This is a genomic window from Nocardioides agariphilus (assembly GCF_015352445.1).
Taxonomy (GTDB): Bacteria; Actinomycetota; Actinomycetes; order Propionibacteriales; family Nocardioidaceae; genus Nocardioides; species Nocardioides agariphilus.
The window spans coordinates 14328-30408 of record NZ_JADKPO010000030.1 but is presented as its reverse complement, the minus strand read 5'-3'; the positions used below and the strand labels follow the sequence as shown (position 1 = coordinate 30408).

The following is a 16081-nucleotide window of genomic DNA, read 5'->3' as shown; positions in this document are numbered from 1 at the left end:
GCCTGTGGCCCTAGTGGCGTGCCGCTGCCGCGACTGCGCGACGCGTCAGCACCTTGGCCAAGTGCTGACGATACTCCGAGGAGCCGTTGAGATCCGAGGGCGGACTGGTCCCCTCGGCCGCCCTCTCGGCGGCCGCTGCCACGCCGTCCTCGGACGGGGACGCACCCACCAAGGCCTGCTCGACCCCTCGCGCGCGCAGCGGGATCGAGCCCATGTTGGTCAGGCCGATCCTGGCCTCGGCGATCGAGCCGCCATCGAGGCGCACCGTCGCGGCCACGGCGACGATGGGCCACTGGTGGGCCACCCGCACGAACTTCTCGTAGTGCGCACCCCAGCCGCTGCGCTTGGGCACCCGCACCTCGGTCAGGATCTCGTCCTCGCCGACCGCGGTCTCGAAGAGGTCGACGAAGAAGTCGTCGGCTCCCACCGTGCGGGTCCCGCCGGAGCCGGCGATCACGAACTCCGCCCCGAGCGCCAGCACGGGCGCACCGAGGTCGCCCGCCGGGTCGGCGTGCACGAGAGCGCCGCCGAAGGTGCCGAGGTGCCGGATCTGTGGGTCGGCGAGCTCGTGAGCCGCCTTGGTGAGCAGCAGCGCGTGCTCGGCGACGAGCGGGTCGTTGAGCAGTTCGTGGTGAGTGGTCAGCGCACCGATCACCAAGGCGTCGCCGTCGTCACGGACTCCGCGAAGGGCGTCGATCTTGCCGATGTCGATCACCAGCTCCGGCGCGTTGAGCCGCATGCGCAGCACCGGCAGCAGGCTCTGCCCGCCCGCGATGACCTTCGCGTCGTCGGACTCGGCCAGTGCCGCGAGGGCCTCCTCGAGCGAGGTCGGCGCGAGGTAGTCGAACTGTGCGGGGATCATCGGTCCTCCTCCGGAGACTCGAGGTTGCCGCCCTCGAAGTGGGGTTCGGCCGACTCCACGGTGTCCGCGCCGCCCGGGTCGCCCCGCAGCGCGGTCCACACCCGCTCCGGGGTCATCGGCATCGCGATGTCGGTCACCCCGAGGTGGCGTACGGCGTCGACGACGGCGTTGACGACCGCGGGCGTCGACGCGATGGTGCCGGTCTCGCCGACGCCCTTGGCGCCGAGCGAGTTCGTCGTCGACGGGTTGGGCGAGTGGGCGACGTCGTAGCTGATGGTGTCGAGCGCCGTCGGCAGCAGGTAGTCGACGAACGAGCCGCTCACCAGCGTCCCCGCGTCGTCGAACACCGCCTCCTCGAACAGGGCCTGGGAGATGCCCTGCGTGACGCCGCCGTGCACCTGACCCTGCGCGATCAGCGGGTTGATGACCGTGCCGATGTCGTCGACGCAGACGTACTTGCGCATCTTGACCCGGCCGGTCTCGGTGTCGACCTCCATGGCGCACAGGTGGGTGCCGTGGGGGAAGCTGAACGTCACCGCGTCGAAGGAGCCCTGGGCGTCGATGTTGGTCTCGACGTCGTCGGGGAAGTTGTGCGAGGTGAACGTCGCGAGCGCGACGTCGGTGATCCCCATGCCCTGGTCGGTGCCGGCGACGCTGAAGCGGCCGCTGTCGAAGGTCACGTCGTCGAGGTTGGCCTCCAGCAGGTGGGCGGCGACCACGCGAGCACGTTCGATCACCTTGTCGGCCGCGCGAAGAACCGCCTCACCACCGACCACCAGCGACCTGGAGCCGTAGGTGTCGAGCCCACGCGCAGAGACCTGGGTGTCGCCGTGGAGCACCTCGACGTCCTCGAACGGCACGCCGAGCCGGTCGGCCACGATCTGGCTGAACGCCGTCTCGTGGCCCTGCCCGTGGGGGCTGACGCCGATGACGACCTCGACCTTGCCCGTGGCGAGCATGCGCACGGTCGCGTGCTCCCAGCCTCCCGCTCCGTAGCGCAGAGCCCCGAGGATCCGGCTCGGCGCCAGGCCGCACATCTCGGTGAAGGTCGAGACGCCGAGCCCGAGCTGGACCTTGTCGCCACGCGCGCGACGCTCCTTCTGCTCGGCGCGCAAGGCGTCGTACCCGAACATCTCCTTGGCCTTGGCCGTGGCGACCTCGTAGTTGCCGGTGTCGTAGACCAGACCGGCCACGCTCGTGAACGGGAACTCGGTGTTCTTGATCCAGTTCTTCTCGCGGATCTCCAGCGGATCGACACCGAGGTGAGCTGCGAGGTCGTCCATCACGCGTTCGATCGCGTACGTCGCCTCCGGCCGGCCGGCACCGCGATAGGCGTCGGTCCACGGTCGGTTGGTGAACACCGTCTGGCAGTTGAACTGGTAGGCCGGGAACTTGTAGATCCCGTTGAACATGAAGGCACCGAGCACTGGAGTGCCGCCGCCGAGCAGCGCGACGTAGGAGCCGAGGTCCGCGTCGAGGTGCACCTTGAGCCCGGTGACGGTGCCGTCCTTCTCCGCCGCCAAGGTGATGTGCTGGACCTGCGCGCGTCCGTGGTGGTTGCTCATCAGGCTCTCGCTGCGGGTCTCGGTGAACTTCACCGGCTTGCCGAGACGACGCGCCACGGCGAAGGTGATCCACTCCTCGGGCTGGACGGCCAGCTTGCCGCCGAACCCACCGCCCACGTCGGGCGCGATCACGCGGATCTTGGACTCGGGCACTCCGGTCGTCGCCGCGAGCAGGAAGCGCACGATGTGGGGGATCTGGGTCGAGCTCCACAGCGTGATCTGCTCGCCGGTCGGGTCGGCGAGGTAGGAGCGCGGCTCCATGAACGCTGGCATCAGCCGCTGCTGCAGCAGCTCGCGCTCGATGACGATGCCGTCGGTGCGGGCCTTGGCGATCGCCTCGTCGACGTCACCGCCGGTGCCCGCTGCGGCGCTGTCGAACTGCCACAGAGCGCTCTTGTTGGTGCCCAGGTCGGGGTGGGCGAGGACCTCGTCCTTGAGGGCCTCCTTGATGTCGAGGACCGCGGGCAGCTCCTCCCACTCGACGTCGACGAGCTCGGCCGCGTCGCGCGCCTCGGCCGCGCTGCGCGCGATGACCGCTGCGACGACCTCGCCGGCGAAGGTGACGCGATCGACCGCCATCGGCAGGTGGGTCGGGGTCTTCTGCTCCTCGGTGATGGGCCAGGCATTGGCCAGCACACCCTGGCTGTCGGCGATGTCGTGGCCGGTGACGACGTCGTAGACGTTGGTGGCCTGCTTGGCCGCGGACGTGTCGATGCTGACGATGCGGGCATGGGCGTGCGGGCTGCGCACCATGGCCATGTGCAGCATCCCGGGCACCGACAGGTTGTCGGTCCAGCGGGTGCGCCCGGTGATGAGGCGCTGGTCCTCCTTGCGGCGCCGGTCCTTGCCGATCTCCTTGCCGGTCTCGGGCCCGGCAGCAGGGGCCTGTTCGAGAGTGGTCATGCCTGCGCCCCCTCACTGTGCGCAGATCCGTGCTCGGCGGCGTAGAGCACGGACTTCACGATGTTGTGGTAGCCGGTGCAGCGGCACAGGTTGCCCTCGAGCCCGAAGCGCACCTCGGCCTCGGTGGGATGCGGATTCTCGTTGAGGAGGTCGACCGACTGCATGATCATGCCCGGCGTGCAGAAGCCGCACTGGAGGCCGTGACATTCGCGGAAGGCCTCCTGCACGGCATGCAGCTGACCGTTGGCGGCCAGTCCCTCGATGGTGGTGACCTCAGCACCATCGGCCTGCACGGCCAGCACGTTGCACGACTTCACCGACCGGCCGTTGAGGTGGACGGTGCAGGCGCCGCAGTTGCTGGTGTCGCACCCCACGACCGTGCCCGTTCTCCCGAGCTTCTCGCGGAGGTAGTGCACCAGCAGCATCCGCGGCTCGACCTCGTCGGAGACCTTCTCCCCGTCGACCGTCAGGCTGATCTTGGCCATGTCTTTGCGCCTCCTCACCCCCGCGCACGGGGGAGCAGATGGGTACGGCGATCGTGATGGCCCTCACGCTAGGACCGGCAGGTTGGTCAACCGTTGGTCGAGGCGTCAGCGATGCAGGGGCGTGAGCACGAGGGCCTCGACGCTCTCGTCGTCGGCACGGGTCACGACGCTGAACCACTCGACGTGCACGCGTCTAAGCGGCGCGACCTCGACGTCTGCAGCGCCGAAGACCCGGCCGCACACGGACCCCCCGAACCGCTCGAGGGCAGCCGGGTCCAGAGCGCTCACGCAGGCGTGCAGCCCGTCTGGGTCCACCGAGTCGACCACCGCGTCGAACGCCGTGAGACCAGGAGCCCGAGCACCGCCGTCACGTCGCGCGAGAGTCCAGCCGGCCAGGCCGCCGCACACCAGGGCGATCACCACGCCGAGTGCCAGGACCGATCTGTGCACCGTGCTGCTCACGTCACTGCCCTCCATCGCCGAGTCGTGCGCCGCGGGGTCCACGTACGACGAAGAGCAGCGCCGCTATCGCCAGGAAGCCGACTCCGGCGAGTACGTCGGGCGGAGCCGGAGCGTGGAACAGCACGGCCCATCCGCGCGGACGGCCCCCGTCGTAGTCGACGCCGAACCCGTAGGTCGCCAGCACCACACCGACGGGCACCACCCAGGCCGCGTCGGGACCCGTGACCGTCGAGGTCGCCAGCAGCAGGCCCACCAAGATGGCGGTGTTGCGGACCGACTGCCCGACGGCGTCGGTCGCTCCGTGCACGGCGACGTAGACCAGGGCCCCGACGGCGAGGACGGCGAGCGCCGCGAGGACGTGGAGGGCGCGGAGGCGACGTAGCTCCCGCCCGAACACCGCCTCCATCTCCCCCAGCGGCAGCCCCAAGGACTGGTGCAGCGCGATGACCGACAGCACGGGCGTCAGCAGGCCGAGGCGGACCGTCGAGCTCTGCGGGTCGAAGTACAGCCTGAGGTTGGCGGAGTGCACCGCGATCGTGGTCGCGATCGCGACCACGAGTCCGCAGGACGTCGAGAACGCCCGCCTGGACCTGGCGTAGCCCCTCACGCGCGGTCCAGCCAGTCGGGGATCTCGTCGAAGGCGCATCGCTCGGACGCCGACAAGGCGGCCGCGATCCAGGCATCCTGCTCGCCCGGAGGGAGCCGGTCGAACAACCTGGTCAAGCGGTCCGGGTCCGGCCGGTCGGGATCGAGCCTCGAGAGCAGGACGACCGACAGGTCGGAGATCAGTTCGATCGCACGACCCGGCGGCGCGTGATCGCCGCTGAGGCAGTCGTGGTTCCAGAGGACGAAGGTGACCAGGACATCGGGGACCGCCCGTCCGTCGACCACCGCGCCCGGGCTGAGGACGAACGCTCGCGCGCCGGCGGGCGCCGGGCCACTGACGACCTGGGCGTAGGTGGCGGGTAGCTCGGCGCGCGACCCCGCCGCGTGGTGCAGGTCGGCGAGAGCCTGCTGGATGGCCGGTCCTGCGGCGGCACTCTCGTCGATCACGCACACCTCCGGCGCCTGCCCGAAGCACTGACGAGCGACATCGCCGGCGGCCACCTGGGTGAAGCGCGAAGCCTCGGTCGCAGACAGCCAGCCGGCAGCGAGAACGAGCGAGATCGCCCCTGCGCCCGCGGGCACCCAGCGGACCAGCGGTCGGGCGACGCCCCGGCTCACGCTGGCCGCGATGACCAGCAGGGACACGAAGACCACCGCCTGCGCCGCGACGACCTCGGGCCGGTAGGCGAGGCCTGCCAAGGGCCCCGTGGCGCCCGCCACCTCGACCCACAAGGTGGGCAGCGAGCCGTTGGAGGCCTCGATGACGCAGAACAGCACGACCAGCGCCAGGCAGGGAGCCAGCAGCCGAGTCTCGGCGACCTGTCCGGCCGCGTAGCCGATGGCGACCGCGGCAGCCAGGAAGAGCCAGTGCAGGAGGACCGGTGCGAGGTCGGGGCTGCCCCCGGTGCCGGCGCGATAGACGGTGGCGACGACCAGCGCGACCACCACCAGGTGGCCGACGGCTGCGCACACCAGCACCCCACCCGCGTTGAAGGCGAAGACCCGACCCGGTGAGCGGAGCGGCTGCACCGCCTCCCCGATGGAGCGGCTCGTGACCTGCGACTGCCAGGCGGCCAGGCCCGCGGCGAACGGCGCGGCCAGGAACACGCCGGCACCGGCCCAGTCGATCGCCCAGCGCCACTCGGCAGTCCAGTCCGTGCCTTGCAGCAGGACGACGCCCAGCTCGAGGCCGAGCAGGCAGGGAAGGGCCAGCAACGCCGGGCTGGACCGAACAGCCAGGAAGCAGACGCACGCGAGGGACCTCACGCGTCGTCCTGACGCACGGCCGCCAAGAAGAGCTGCTCGACCGCCGCGGCGTCCGGACCCGACCCTGCCCATGCGTGGGTCATGGGCTGGTCGCGCACGACCCTCCCGTCGTGCAGCACCACCAGGTGGTCGCCGACGTGCGCGGCATCCTCGGCCAGATGGGTGCTGACCAGCACGGGTGCCCGGGTGCCGACCTCGCGCACGAGCTCGCGCATCCTGATCCGCTGCTCGGGGTCGAGACCGGCGGTCGGCTCATCGAGCAGCACGACCGTCGGCGAGCCCAGGACGGCCGCCGCCAAGGCGAGACGGCGCATCATGCCGCCCGACAGGCGTCGGGTCGGCGTGCGGCGCTCGGCTTCGAGACCCGTGACAGCAAGCAGCTCTCCGATCTGATCGCGGGCAGCCTGCCGGGGCAGGTGCTTGAGGAACGCGAAGTACTCGAGGTAGTCGCCCACCCGCAGGCCGCGCACGGGGCTCGGCGACTGCGGGAGGTAGCCGACCGAGTAGTCGCGGTCGGCGATGGGACGGGTCGGGCGACCGGGCGAGGTGAACGTGACAGTGCCGCGCGAGGGAGCCACGATGCCCGCCAGGACGCGGAACAGCGTGGTCTTCCCCGCACCGTTGACACCGAGCAGCACGGTCACCGGAGCCGCCAGCTCGAGCGAGACGTCGTCGAGGATGGTGCGCCGCGACAGCGTGCAGGACACCCCCACCGCGCAGATCCGCGTCGAGGGCGTCAGTCCCAAAACGTGGTCACCCAGCGCTTGCCGGAGCACGGGTCGGAGTTCCACTGGGCCTGGCACACGTGGATGCCGCCGCGGAGCATGCCGTCAGACCCGTTCCAGAACTTGCGTGGGCTCACGAACCACCAACCGTCACCGCTGACGTTGTCGGACTCGAAGTCACCGGCGCCCTGCCAGTCGACGTAGCAGCTGGTCGAGATGCCACCACCCGTCGCGGTCACCTCGATGCCCGAGATGCCGCAGTCGAGTGCGTTCTTCTTCCAGGCCACTGACGCGTGTACGGACTTGCCGTTGGCCGGCTTGCTGTCGCGAAACGGGATCTGGATGCGCATGTTGTCGCCGGCCGCATAGGACGTGTCCTTCTGCACCAGGTTGTTGGTGTTGGTGGTCCGGTCGATCTCCGCGAGGACGGTGCCGTCGTCGCCGTAGGCGTAGAGCCCTTCGTAGCGCGCCGTCAGCACCGCGGCCACGGCACTGGTCGCCGTGAGGCCGACGAGGACGGCCGCCACGACGACGACCTTGGACAGGGACTTGAACACGAGACGGGACCTCCCGAGGTTGCGATCCCCGCGTCCTTTGACGCGGCTGGATCACGAAAGGTACGGGTCGAAACGGTTGGGCGTCCAGGTTCTTGGACGTGAATTGGTGTCAGGCCGATTTCTCGGCCGGCGTCAGCTCGCCCTCCTCGAGCCTCGGAGCGGCCGGCTTGTCGAAGTGCCGGAACGATGGGACGGCGAGCGGGGCCATCGTCGCCACGAGGTAGGCCGCACCCGTGACCAGCAGGGCAGCCGTCACCCCGAAGCCGTCGGACATGAGGCCGCCGAGCAGAGCGCCGAACGGCATCAGCGACCAGCACAGCGCGTTGCTGATGGTGCTCACCCGTCCCATCACGGCCGCGGGGATCCGCTCGTACATCACGGCGCCCAGGATCGGGTTGAGGAATCCGGACGCGAAGCCGCCGACCAGGCACGAGCCGATCACGATCCACCACGGGACGCCCAGGGCCAGTAGCAGGAACCGTGGGATGCCGGTGATCACGAACGACCAGAGGTAGACGTGGAAGCGTGGCAACCGGGTCGCCGCCCACGCGGCCACCACGGACCCGACGGCCGACGCCGCGGCCCAGGTGGCGAAGTACGCACCGAGCACGCCGACGCTGTAGCCGTTGTCCCTGATCCACACGGGCAACAGCACGGCGGAGAACGCCAGGTCGAGCAGGTTGGTGACCGCGACCATGCTGGACATCGAGACCAGCACGGGGTCCTTGCGCAAGAACGTCCAGCCCTCGGAGAGCTCCTGGACGTACGTCGTGCCGACAGGACGTTCGTCGACCCGCTCCGCGCGCATGGCCGAGGTCGACCACGCGAAGACCGCTGCGCACAGGCCGAAGGAGAGCGCGTCCACGATCAGCGCGTTGGCCGACCCGGCGAAGGCCACCAGCGCGCCGGCGATCGCGGCGCCGGCGAAGCTCGCCGTACGCTCGACGGCCGAAGCGAGGCCGGTCGCGCGCTCGAGGGGCACCTCGGCGTGGGCACTGAGCGCCGGGACGAAAGCGTGCTTGGCACCATCGCCCGGCCCACGCAGTCCGCCACCGAGTGCGACCAGGCCCAGCAGCACGGGAAACGACAGCGCGCGGGCCAGGTGGAGCAGGGGGATCAGGCCCACCACGACCATGCTCAGCAGATCGCAGGTGATGGCGACGCGGCGCGCGCCGAGCCTGTCGATCACCGGCCCGGCCAGGGCCTGGACGACCACCAGCGGCAGCATCTCGGCGAACGCGACGAGGCCGGTCTGGGCAGCCGAGCCGGTCGTGGTCAGCACCAGCCACGGGATCGCGATCATCGAGACGCGCGTGCCGGACAGCGAAATGGCGTCGGCGAGCAGGAAGCCGTACAGAGGAGTACGGCGGCCGGTTGCGCGGATCATGCCTCCTCACCTCCCAGGTGGCCGGGGCGCGGGAAGGCCTGGAACTGGAAGACGAAGTCCGCGGCGTCGGGATCGTCGTCGGCGTCCTCGCGCAGCTCCATGAACAGCTCGTGCATCCTGGTCGTCAGCGCCTCGGCGTGCTTGGCGGTGACCCGCACGTGGTAGTCGCTGAAGGTCGAGGCTTCGCGCCAGGCCTTCGGAAGCAGGGGGCCTTCTCGCACGGCGTCCTGGATGTTTTGGGCGTAGATCATCGCCACGGCCCGGATGTAGGCGTCGAACGCCTCGCGGTCGGCCGGGTCGGCAGGCTCGGGCGCGGTCCTCGTGGACTGGTGAGCGGCCTTCCACCAGCGATCTCGCCCGTCGCCGCGCTCGCGCTCGTCGACGATGAAGCCGTGCTGGGCCAGCTGGCGCAGGTGGTAGGACGTCTGGCCGGTGTTGATGCCCAGGCGGGTGGCCAGGGTGGTCGCGGTCGCCGGCCCCTCGGAGCGCAGCATGCCGAGCATCTTCAGCCGGGTCGGGTGGCCCAGGGCCCGCAGTCCGGCGACATCGGGGGTGATCGAGGTCAGTTCCACAGCCGCACCCTACGACTGCAAACACTTCTTTGCAAAGACTTCTTTGCAAACTGAAGTGTCCGACTACCCTCCGGCGACCGCCAGGCGCCCCTTGATCAGCGGCACGGCGGGGTGTGGCCGGTCGCCGAGGCGGTCCAGGCAGACCTCGAGGACCTCGGCGTCGTACGGCGCCAGCTCGCTGTAGCGCACCACCGCCTCGGGCTGCGGGTCGGCCAGCAGGGCCTCGCGGACGGCGACCGCGACGTACTCCCCCAGCTCGGCCAGGGCAGGGGAGTTCGTGCCCGGGAGCAGGTCGCCGCCATAGGCCACCAGGGCCTGCGTCACCTCACCGCGGCCGACCGCGGAGAGCACGGCTTCGACGTCAGTGGTCACGGGCAGCGTGAGGCGATAGGGCCGTGAGGCCAGCTGGCCGTGCAACGTCGAGCGCAGGTGGGAGACCTCGGACTTCAACGTGGACAAGGTGACGTGGTGATCGCCGTAGACCATCGCGTGCAGGCGTTCGAGGGACAGCCCTTCGGGATTCATCGCCAGCAACGCCAAGATCTCGGTCTGCCGACGGTTCAACAGCAGCCGCCGGCCGTCGAGGTGCGCCTCGGCGGTGCCGAGCAGGCGCAAGGTCAGGCCCGCCACATCGGGTGACTCGTCGGCGGCTCGCAGGTGGGCCAGGCCGGGGTGCTCATGCGATCTCGGCATCGCCTGCTCGATCAGACGCGCCATCACCCGCGCGGTGGCCAGGCCGATCGGGTGGGTGCGGTCCCAGGTGGTCGACAGGTCGATGACGCCGAGCTGGCGACCGGTGACGGGGTCGTTGACGGGCGCGGCCCAGCACACCCAGTTGTGCACCATCGAGGCGTAGTGCTCCGCCGAGAACACCATCGACGGCCGGGCCAGTCGGTTGGCCAGATCGAGGGCGTTGGTGCCGACGCTCTCGTCGTCCCATCGCCCGCCGGCCACGAAGTTGACCCTCTCGGCCTTGCGGCGCATCACCCGACCGCCGTAGGTCCACAGGATGCGGGTGTCCGCGTCGGTCACGGCCAGGACCAGGTCGCCGTCCTCGGCCGTGCGCCGCAGCTCCTCCTCGACCCGCGCCACCGCGACTTGGAGAGGCGAACCCCGCCAGAACGCTTGGGTGTCGTCCTCGTCGGCCAAGGGCGCGTGCAGCACGTCAGGACGGACGACTGCACCGGATCGCTCCCAGGAGGCGTAGATCTCCGGGCGCACCAACGTGTGCGCCTCGTCGCCGAGCTCCACGAACGTCGTCCACGCCCGGACCGCGGCCAGCCTTCGCGAGAGCAGGTCGCTGTCGGCGGTGGCCATGCCGGCGTCCTCCTCGTGCTGTCCGCGTGCCAGGGTACTCACTTATCGAGCGCTAGTAAATCAGGTAGGCGTACACTGCAGGTCAACCCTTGGCCCCGTCACCCGGACCCGGTCCGGACGACGACAGGAGATCCTGATGGATCTGCCCCCAGCCAGCCGTGCCCTCACCCTGGGCCGAGCGATGCTCGTGACCCGTGGCGCCATCGCCTTCGTCGTGGGCGTCGTCACCTCCAACCAGCCTGGCATCTCGGCCTCGACCCTAGTCCTCATCCTCGGCGTCTGGGCCCTGCTCGAAGGCGCGACCACGATCCGGCAGGGCTACCTGCGCTGGGGCACCCCGCCGCGCGTCGACGTGCAGCCGATCGTCGTGGTGCTGGGAGGCGTGGCACTGGCCGCCGCTGCCATCGTCGTGGTGGTGCCCGGACTGTCGACCACGACCCTGACCTGGGTGCTCGCGGCCTGGCTCGCCGTCCGCGCGGGATTCGAGCTGCTCGGCGCCTACACGGCAACCGCGAAGGCGCGGCTCGCGATGGGTGCTGCCGTTCTCGTCGACATCGGGCTGGTGGCCATTCTCGTCACCCACGCCACCGGCAGCGTGACCAACCTGGCCCTCTTCGGCGGCGCCCTGGCCTCGCTGTGGGGCTGCCTGTACTTCGTGCTCGGCGCCCTGGCCAAGCCCGTGCGGGCCGTCGTGGTCCCCGGTCCTCGTCTGCTCAGCGGCCGCTGACGCCTCCTGCTGCAGCAGCGCCGGACAGGCGAGCTCCGCTCGCCCATGGACTCAGTGATGGATGCGACCGTCGCGCTCGGCCAGCCGGTCGCCCGTACCGCCCCACTGCAGCGCCACGATCTCGGCCGCGATCGAGATGGCCGTCTCCTCGGGTGTCCGCGCGCCGAGGTCGAGGCCGATCGGACTGGAGAGCCGGTCGATCTCCTTGTCGGTGACCCCTGCTTCGCGCAGCCTCGCCAGGCGGTCCTCGTGAGTGCGCCGCGAGCCCATCGCCCCGACGTAGGCGACCTCGGGCAGGCGTAGGGCCACCTCGAGCAGAGCTACGTCGAACTTCGGGTCGTGGGTGAGTACGGCGACCACCGTGCGCTGGTCGACACGGCCGGCGTCCTGCTCTGCCTGGAGGTAGCGATGGGGCCAGTCGACGACCACCTCGTCGGCCTCGGGAAAGCGGCTCTTGGTCGCGAAGACAGGCCGCGCGTCACAGACCGTCACGTGATAGCCGAGGAACGCGCCGACCCGCGCGACGGCCGCCGCGAAGTCGATCGCGCCGAACACCAGCATCCGGGGCTTCGGCGCGAAGGCCCACACGAACACGCGCATGCCCTCGCCGCGCCGCTCTCCGTCAGGCCCGTAGGTCAGCGTCGCGTTGGTACCGCTCGCCAACAGGCCGATCGCGTCGTCGTGGACCGCGTCGTCCATCCGGGAGCTGCCGAGGGATCGCCGTCCGTGACGAAAGTGCTGTGAAAAGTCGGTTGAAACAGCACGTTCGTCACGGACGGCGGGTTCCTCGGGCCGTACGACGATGCGTCGTCCGAGCACTGACGGGTCGGGGTGCTCGATGACCGTCGCCAGGGCGACCGGACGGCCGGCCTCGATGTCAGCAGCGATCTCGGCGAGCTCGGGGAAGGTCTGCTTGCTGACCTTCTCGACGTAGACGTCGAGGATGCCGCCGCACGTCAGCCCCACGGCGAACGCGTCGTCGTCGGAGATGCCGTAGCGCTGCAACACCGGGACTCCGGACTCGACGACCGACTGCCCGAGCTCGTAGACCGCACCTTCGACGCAGCCGCCCGAGACCGAGCCCACCGCCGACTCGTCGGGTCCGACCAGCATCGAGGCACCGGGCGGGCGCGGAGCGGACTGGAAGGTCGCCACGACGGTGCCCACGCCCACCGTCTCGCCGGCCTGCCACCAGGCCATCAGCTCCGGCAGGACCTCACGCACGGGAGATCACCTCCGCCACCTCTGCGTACGCCGCCAACGAGTGGCCGGCGACGAACTCGTCGACGTGGGGCAGCACGGCGACCACGCCTTGCTGCACCGCTTCGTAGCCGGCCTTGCCGCGGTGGGGATTGACCCACACGACGCGGTGGGCGACCCGGCGCAGCCGCTGCACCTGCTCGGCCAACAGGGCCGGGTCGCCGCGCTCCCAGCCATCGCTGAACACCACCACGACCGAACCGCGGGCCAGCCCACGCTGACCCCAACGGTCCATGAAGACCCGCAGCGTCTCGCCCAGGCGCGTGCCCCCCGACCAGTCGGGCACCGTGTCGCCCGCGGCCACCAACGCCCGTTCGGGGTCGCGCAGACGCATCGCCCGCGACAGGTGGGTCAGCCGGGTGCCGACGGTGAAGGTCTCGACCACGCCACCTTGGTCTCGCAGCGCGGTGGTGAGCCGGTGGGCCAGCCTCAGCAGCGCATCGGCGTACGCACTCATCGATCCGGACACATCGACCAGCAACACCAGCCGACGGGGTTTGCTGCCCCGGCGTCGCCAGCTGATCCTCGTCGGCTCCCCCATCAGGCGCAGGCTCGAGCGCAGCGTGCGGTGGGCGTCGACGCGACCGCGGTGCCAGGGCTGGTGTCGAGCCGTACGGCGCATGGGCGCGCGCGGACGGATCGTCGCGAACATCGCGGCGAGACGTGCCCGCTCGGCCGCAGACAGCGAGGCGACGTCGCGGTGACGCAGCACCTCGGCGCGGCTGGCGCTGACCACCATCGTCTCGACCTCGTCGCCGTCGCTGTCGCCGTCGCCCTCCGACTCCGGGAGGGAGGAGGTCTGAGGTGATGACAGGGCAGCGGGTCGAGTGCGCGGGAGCCCGTCTCGGGCGTTGAAGAACGCCTCGAACACCGCGTCGTACCTCGCCAGGTCGTCAGGTCCGGCGCACAGCGTCGAGCGGCCCGCCACCCAGGTGGCGCGCTGGTCTGCGACGTCGAGCAGCGCCACGGCCGCCAAGAACCCCTGTGCGCGGTCCTGCGTGACCGCCACGCCTGCGGCTCGCAGGGCGTGCGTGAAGGCCAGCAGGATCTCGTCGCCGCCGCGGACCTGGCCCATGGTCGTCGCCGGCGTCATCACACGCGCAGCATCTGGTCGAGGGCCTGCCTGACCTTCTCGCCGTCCTCGCGGTACTTCACCAGCGCCCCGAGCGTGGCGGCTGCGGAGGCCAGGTCGAGCTGGGCGGTGCCCAGGTAGGTCAGGGCGCGCGCCCAGTCGAGGGTCTCGGCCACTCCTGGCGGCTTCGCGAGGTCGTCGCGGTCTCGCAGCTGCTGCACCACGGTCACGACCTGCTGGGCCAGCTCCGCCGAGACCTCCGGAGCCCGCGACCGCACGATCTCGACCTCACGCTCGAGACCCGGGTGCTCGATCCAGTGGTAGAGGCAACGCCGCTTGAGCGCGTCGTGCAGCTCGCGGGTGCGGTTGGAGGTGAGGACGACGACCGGAGGTGTCGTGGCCTTCACGGTGCCGAGCTCGGGGATGGAGACCTGGTAGGTCGAGAGCACCTCGAGCAGGAACGCCTCGAACTCGTCGTCGGCCCGGTCCACCTCGTCGACGAGCAGCACTGCCGGGCTCTGCTGGAGCGCGGCCAGCACCGGCCGGGCCAGCAGGAACCGCTCGTCGTACAGGCTCTTCTCGGCCTCCTCCACGTCGCCGCTTCCGCCTGCGGCCTCCAACGCCCGCAGGTGCAGGATCTGACGCGGGAAGTCCCAGTCGTAGAGCGCCTGCGTGGCGTCGATGCCCTCGTAGCACTGCAGCCGCACCAGCGGCAGGTCGAGCGACTCGGCGATCGCCTCGGCCAGCGAGGTCTTGCCGGTGCCGGGCTCGCCCTCGAGCAGCAGCGGACGCTGCATCCGCAAGGCGAGGTAGGTGACCGTGGCCAGGTCGCCGTCGCACAGGTAGCCCGTCGCCGCCAGTCGGGCGGCGACGTCGGAGGCAGACTCCGGTTGCATTCGTCCAGGCTACTTGCCGCTCAGTTGGCCGGCGGTTGGCGCTGACACAACGGCAACTCGCAAGAAGCCTGCGATGCTCTGGCTTGTGGTGCCAGAGGAGTTGCCAGAGGAGTTGCCCGAGGAGCTGCCCGAGGAGCTGCTGGAGCAGTGGCGGGCCAGGTTCGCAGAACCCAGTCAGGGCTGGGACTTCTCCTTCCTCGAGGGGCAGGTGGAGGCCGACGAGCCGCCCTGGTCCTACGAGGACCTCGCCCGCTCGGCGCTCTCCGGTGCGACGTCGGCCCTGGACATGGGGACCGGCGGCGGCGAGGTCCTGCTGCGGCTGGTCGACGCGCTGCCCGAGGACACGCTGGCGACCGAGGGGTGGGCGCCCAACCTGCCCCACGCGACAGAGGCCCTCGCACCTCACGGCATCGCGATCGTCCCCTATGACTGCGAGCACGACGCGCTGATGCCGTTCGAGGACGGGCGGTTCGACGTCGTGCTCGACCGCCACGAGTCCTACGTCGCGGCGGAGGTCTTCCGCGTGCTGCGGCCGGGCGGGGTGTTCGTGACCCAGCAGGTCGACGGCCGCGACCTCGAGGAGACGCACGCGTTGTTCGGCGGCACCCCGGCCTACTCCCACGTGACCTTGGCGAACCTGCGGGCAGAGGCCGAGGAGGCGGGCTTCGTCATCGAGCGGGCTCAGGAGTGGAGCGGCTCCCTGCGGTTCGCCGATGTGGACGCGTTCGTGAGCTACGTGCGGATGGTGCCGTGGGAGGTGCCCGAGGACTTCTCCGTCGACCGCTACGCCGAGCAGCTGCTGGCGATGCGAGACGACGACCTCGTCTTCACGCGCCGGATGTTCGTGTTGGTGTGTCGACGTCTCGACCACTAGCCAGGTCACCGCACTCGACCTCGATGGCCCCGTGGTCCGCCAGGTAGTCGCGGGCCCCCCTGTCGCCGGTGGCCGACTGCCTCACACCCTCCCAGTGGTCGCGCCCGATCAGGACGGGATGGCCCGGCCTTCCGTCGTACGTCGCGCGGGCCAGCGCCGCCGGCCCGGTCGCGCTGGCCGCCACGCGGCGTAGGACCTCTGATGTGACGTCGGGTAGGTCGACGAGGGTGACCAGCACTGCGTCGGCATGAGGGTCCGCGGCCGCGAGGCCGGTGCGCAACGAGGCGCCCATGCCCTCTGCCCACTCGTGTGCGACGACCACGTGGACGTCCTCGTGAGGCATCGGCGCAGCGGCGAGCAGGACCGCTGCCTCTTCGGCGGACGCGCCCAGGACCACGGTGAGCCGACGACAGCCACCGGACTGCAGTGTGGCGACGGTGGAGTGCAGCCAGGGCACGCCGTCGTCACCGACGACGAGGGCCTTGGGCCGGCCCATCCGGGTGCCCGCGCCTGCCGCCAGCAGCAGTCCGTCGAGGCTCACGCCA

At 70.6% G+C, this 16081-nt stretch carries 17 protein-coding genes; 2 read left to right on the top strand and 15 right to left on the bottom strand.

Annotated features, from left to right (window positions below):
* Positions 1-10 precede the first annotated feature (10 nt).
* The 11 genes from ISU10_RS18220 to ISU10_RS18170 form a co-directional block, all read right to left on the bottom strand.
* The gene (locus ISU10_RS18220) at positions 11-862 is read right to left on the bottom strand and encodes an FAD binding domain-containing protein (RefSeq protein ID WP_194697853.1); all 852 of its coding nucleotides are present in this window, start codon (positions 860-862) and stop codon (positions 11-13) included.
* On the bottom strand, positions 859-3330 hold the full coding sequence (locus ISU10_RS18215) for a xanthine dehydrogenase family protein molybdopterin-binding subunit (protein WP_194697852.1): 2472 nt from the start codon (positions 3328-3330) through the stop codon (positions 859-861). Before ISU10_RS18215 ends, ISU10_RS18220 begins: the two co-directional genes overlap by 4 nt.
* Positions 3327-3815: a (2Fe-2S)-binding protein gene (locus tag ISU10_RS18210; RefSeq protein WP_194697851.1), complete on the bottom strand. Its 489-nt coding sequence runs from the start codon at positions 3813-3815 to the stop codon at positions 3327-3329. Before ISU10_RS18210 ends, ISU10_RS18215 begins: the two co-directional genes overlap by 4 nt.
* Positions 3816-3920: 105 nt before the next feature.
* Positions 3921-4277, bottom strand: a complete 357-nt coding sequence (locus ISU10_RS18205; RefSeq protein ID WP_194697850.1) for a hypothetical protein — start codon at positions 4275-4277, stop codon at positions 3921-3923.
* Position 4278: 1 nt separating this feature from the next.
* A complete protein-coding gene (locus ISU10_RS18200) occupies positions 4279-4884 on the bottom strand; it encodes a hypothetical protein (protein ID WP_194697849.1) in 606 nt (201 codons plus the stop codon).
* On the bottom strand, positions 4881-6149 hold the full coding sequence (locus ISU10_RS18195) for a hypothetical protein (RefSeq protein ID WP_194697848.1): 1269 nt from the start codon (positions 6147-6149) through the stop codon (positions 4881-4883). Before ISU10_RS18195 ends, ISU10_RS18200 begins: the two co-directional genes overlap by 4 nt.
* On the bottom strand, positions 6146-6895 hold the full coding sequence (locus tag ISU10_RS18190) for an ABC transporter ATP-binding protein (RefSeq protein WP_194697847.1): 750 nt from the start codon (positions 6893-6895) through the stop codon (positions 6146-6148). The genes ISU10_RS18195 and ISU10_RS18190 overlap by 4 nt, the downstream gene beginning before the upstream one ends.
* A complete protein-coding gene (locus ISU10_RS18185; RefSeq protein ID WP_194697846.1) occupies positions 6886-7431 on the bottom strand; it encodes a hypothetical protein in 546 nt (181 codons plus the stop codon). The genes ISU10_RS18190 and ISU10_RS18185 overlap by 10 nt, the downstream gene beginning before the upstream one ends.
* A gap of 109 nt (positions 7432-7540) precedes the next feature.
* Positions 7541-8818: an MFS transporter gene (locus ISU10_RS18180; protein ID WP_194697845.1), complete on the bottom strand. Its 1278-nt coding sequence runs from the start codon at positions 8816-8818 to the stop codon at positions 7541-7543.
* The gene (locus ISU10_RS18175; RefSeq protein WP_194697844.1) at positions 8815-9390 is read right to left on the bottom strand and encodes an ArsR/SmtB family transcription factor; all 576 of its coding nucleotides are present in this window, start codon (positions 9388-9390) and stop codon (positions 8815-8817) included. Before ISU10_RS18175 ends, ISU10_RS18180 begins: the two co-directional genes overlap by 4 nt.
* 63 nt (positions 9391-9453) lie before the next feature.
* On the bottom strand, positions 9454-10749 hold the full coding sequence (locus ISU10_RS18170; RefSeq protein ID WP_370865643.1) for a transcriptional regulator: 1296 nt from the start codon (positions 10747-10749) through the stop codon (positions 9454-9456).
* A gap of 94 nt (positions 10750-10843) precedes the next feature.
* Here ISU10_RS18170 and ISU10_RS18165 point away from each other — a divergent pair, with 94 nt between their 5' ends.
* On the top strand, positions 10844-11434 hold the full coding sequence (locus ISU10_RS18165) for a DUF308 domain-containing protein (RefSeq protein WP_194697843.1): 591 nt from the start codon (positions 10844-10846) through the stop codon (positions 11432-11434).
* A gap of 51 nt (positions 11435-11485) precedes the next feature.
* Here ISU10_RS18165 and ISU10_RS18160 read toward each other — a convergent pair whose 3' ends face one another.
* Genes ISU10_RS18160 through ISU10_RS18150 form a run of 3 tightly spaced genes read right to left on the bottom strand, consistent with a single transcriptional unit; the run spans position 11486 to position 14662 of the window.
* Complete coding sequence (locus tag ISU10_RS18160) at positions 11486-12658, bottom strand: XdhC family protein (protein ID WP_194697842.1); 1173 nt, start codon at positions 12656-12658, stop codon at positions 11486-11488.
* Positions 12651-13787, bottom strand: a complete 1137-nt coding sequence (locus ISU10_RS18155) for a vWA domain-containing protein (RefSeq protein ID WP_228501287.1) — start codon at positions 13785-13787, stop codon at positions 12651-12653. Before ISU10_RS18155 ends, ISU10_RS18160 begins: the two co-directional genes overlap by 8 nt.
* A complete protein-coding gene (locus tag ISU10_RS18150) occupies positions 13787-14662 on the bottom strand; it encodes an AAA family ATPase (protein WP_194697841.1) in 876 nt (291 codons plus the stop codon). The genes ISU10_RS18155 and ISU10_RS18150 overlap by 1 nt, the downstream gene beginning before the upstream one ends.
* 73 nt (positions 14663-14735) lie before the next feature.
* Here ISU10_RS18150 and ISU10_RS18145 point away from each other — a divergent pair, with 73 nt between their 5' ends.
* Positions 14736-15536, top strand: coding sequence for a methyltransferase domain-containing protein (locus ISU10_RS18145; RefSeq protein ID WP_194697840.1), 801 nt, complete (start codon positions 14736-14738; stop codon positions 15534-15536).
* Here the strand turns inward: ISU10_RS18145 and ISU10_RS18140 are convergent.
* Positions 15490-16077 carry a nucleotidyltransferase family protein gene (locus ISU10_RS18140; RefSeq protein WP_194697839.1) on the bottom strand — a complete coding sequence of 196 codons (588 nt, stop codon included), beginning with the start codon at positions 16075-16077 and terminating at the stop codon, positions 15490-15492. The genes ISU10_RS18145 and ISU10_RS18140 overlap by 47 nt on opposite strands.
* Between the last annotated feature and the right edge of the window lie 4 nt (positions 16078-16081).

Excerpts from the sequence above, each read along its gene's own strand:
- ISU10_RS18165 (WP_194697843.1), top strand. The coding sequence starts at position 10,844 with ATGGATCTGCCCCCAGCCAGCCGTGCCCTCACCCTGGGCCGAGCGATG.
- ISU10_RS18155 (WP_228501287.1), bottom strand. The coding sequence starts at position 13,787 with ATGACGCCGGCGACGACCATGGGCCAGGTCCGCGGCGGCGACGAGATC.
- ISU10_RS18150 (WP_194697841.1), bottom strand. The coding sequence starts at position 14,662 with ATGCAACCGGAGTCTGCCTCCGACGTCGCCGCCCGACTGGCGGCGACG.
- ISU10_RS18145 (WP_194697840.1), top strand. The coding sequence starts at position 14,736 with ATGCTCTGGCTTGTGGTGCCAGAGGAGTTGCCAGAGGAGTTGCCCGAG.
- ISU10_RS18180 (WP_194697845.1), bottom strand. The coding sequence starts at position 8,818 with ATGATCCGCGCAACCGGCCGCCGTACTCCTCTGTACGGCTTCCTGCTC.
- ISU10_RS18215 (WP_194697852.1), bottom strand. The coding sequence starts at position 3,330 with ATGACCACTCTCGAACAGGCCCCTGCTGCCGGGCCCGAGACCGGCAAG.
- ISU10_RS18220 (WP_194697853.1), bottom strand. The coding sequence starts at position 862 with ATGATCCCCGCACAGTTCGACTACCTCGCGCCGACCTCGCTCGAGGAG.
- ISU10_RS18210 (WP_194697851.1), bottom strand. The coding sequence starts at position 3,815 with ATGGCCAAGATCAGCCTGACGGTCGACGGGGAGAAGGTCTCCGACGAG.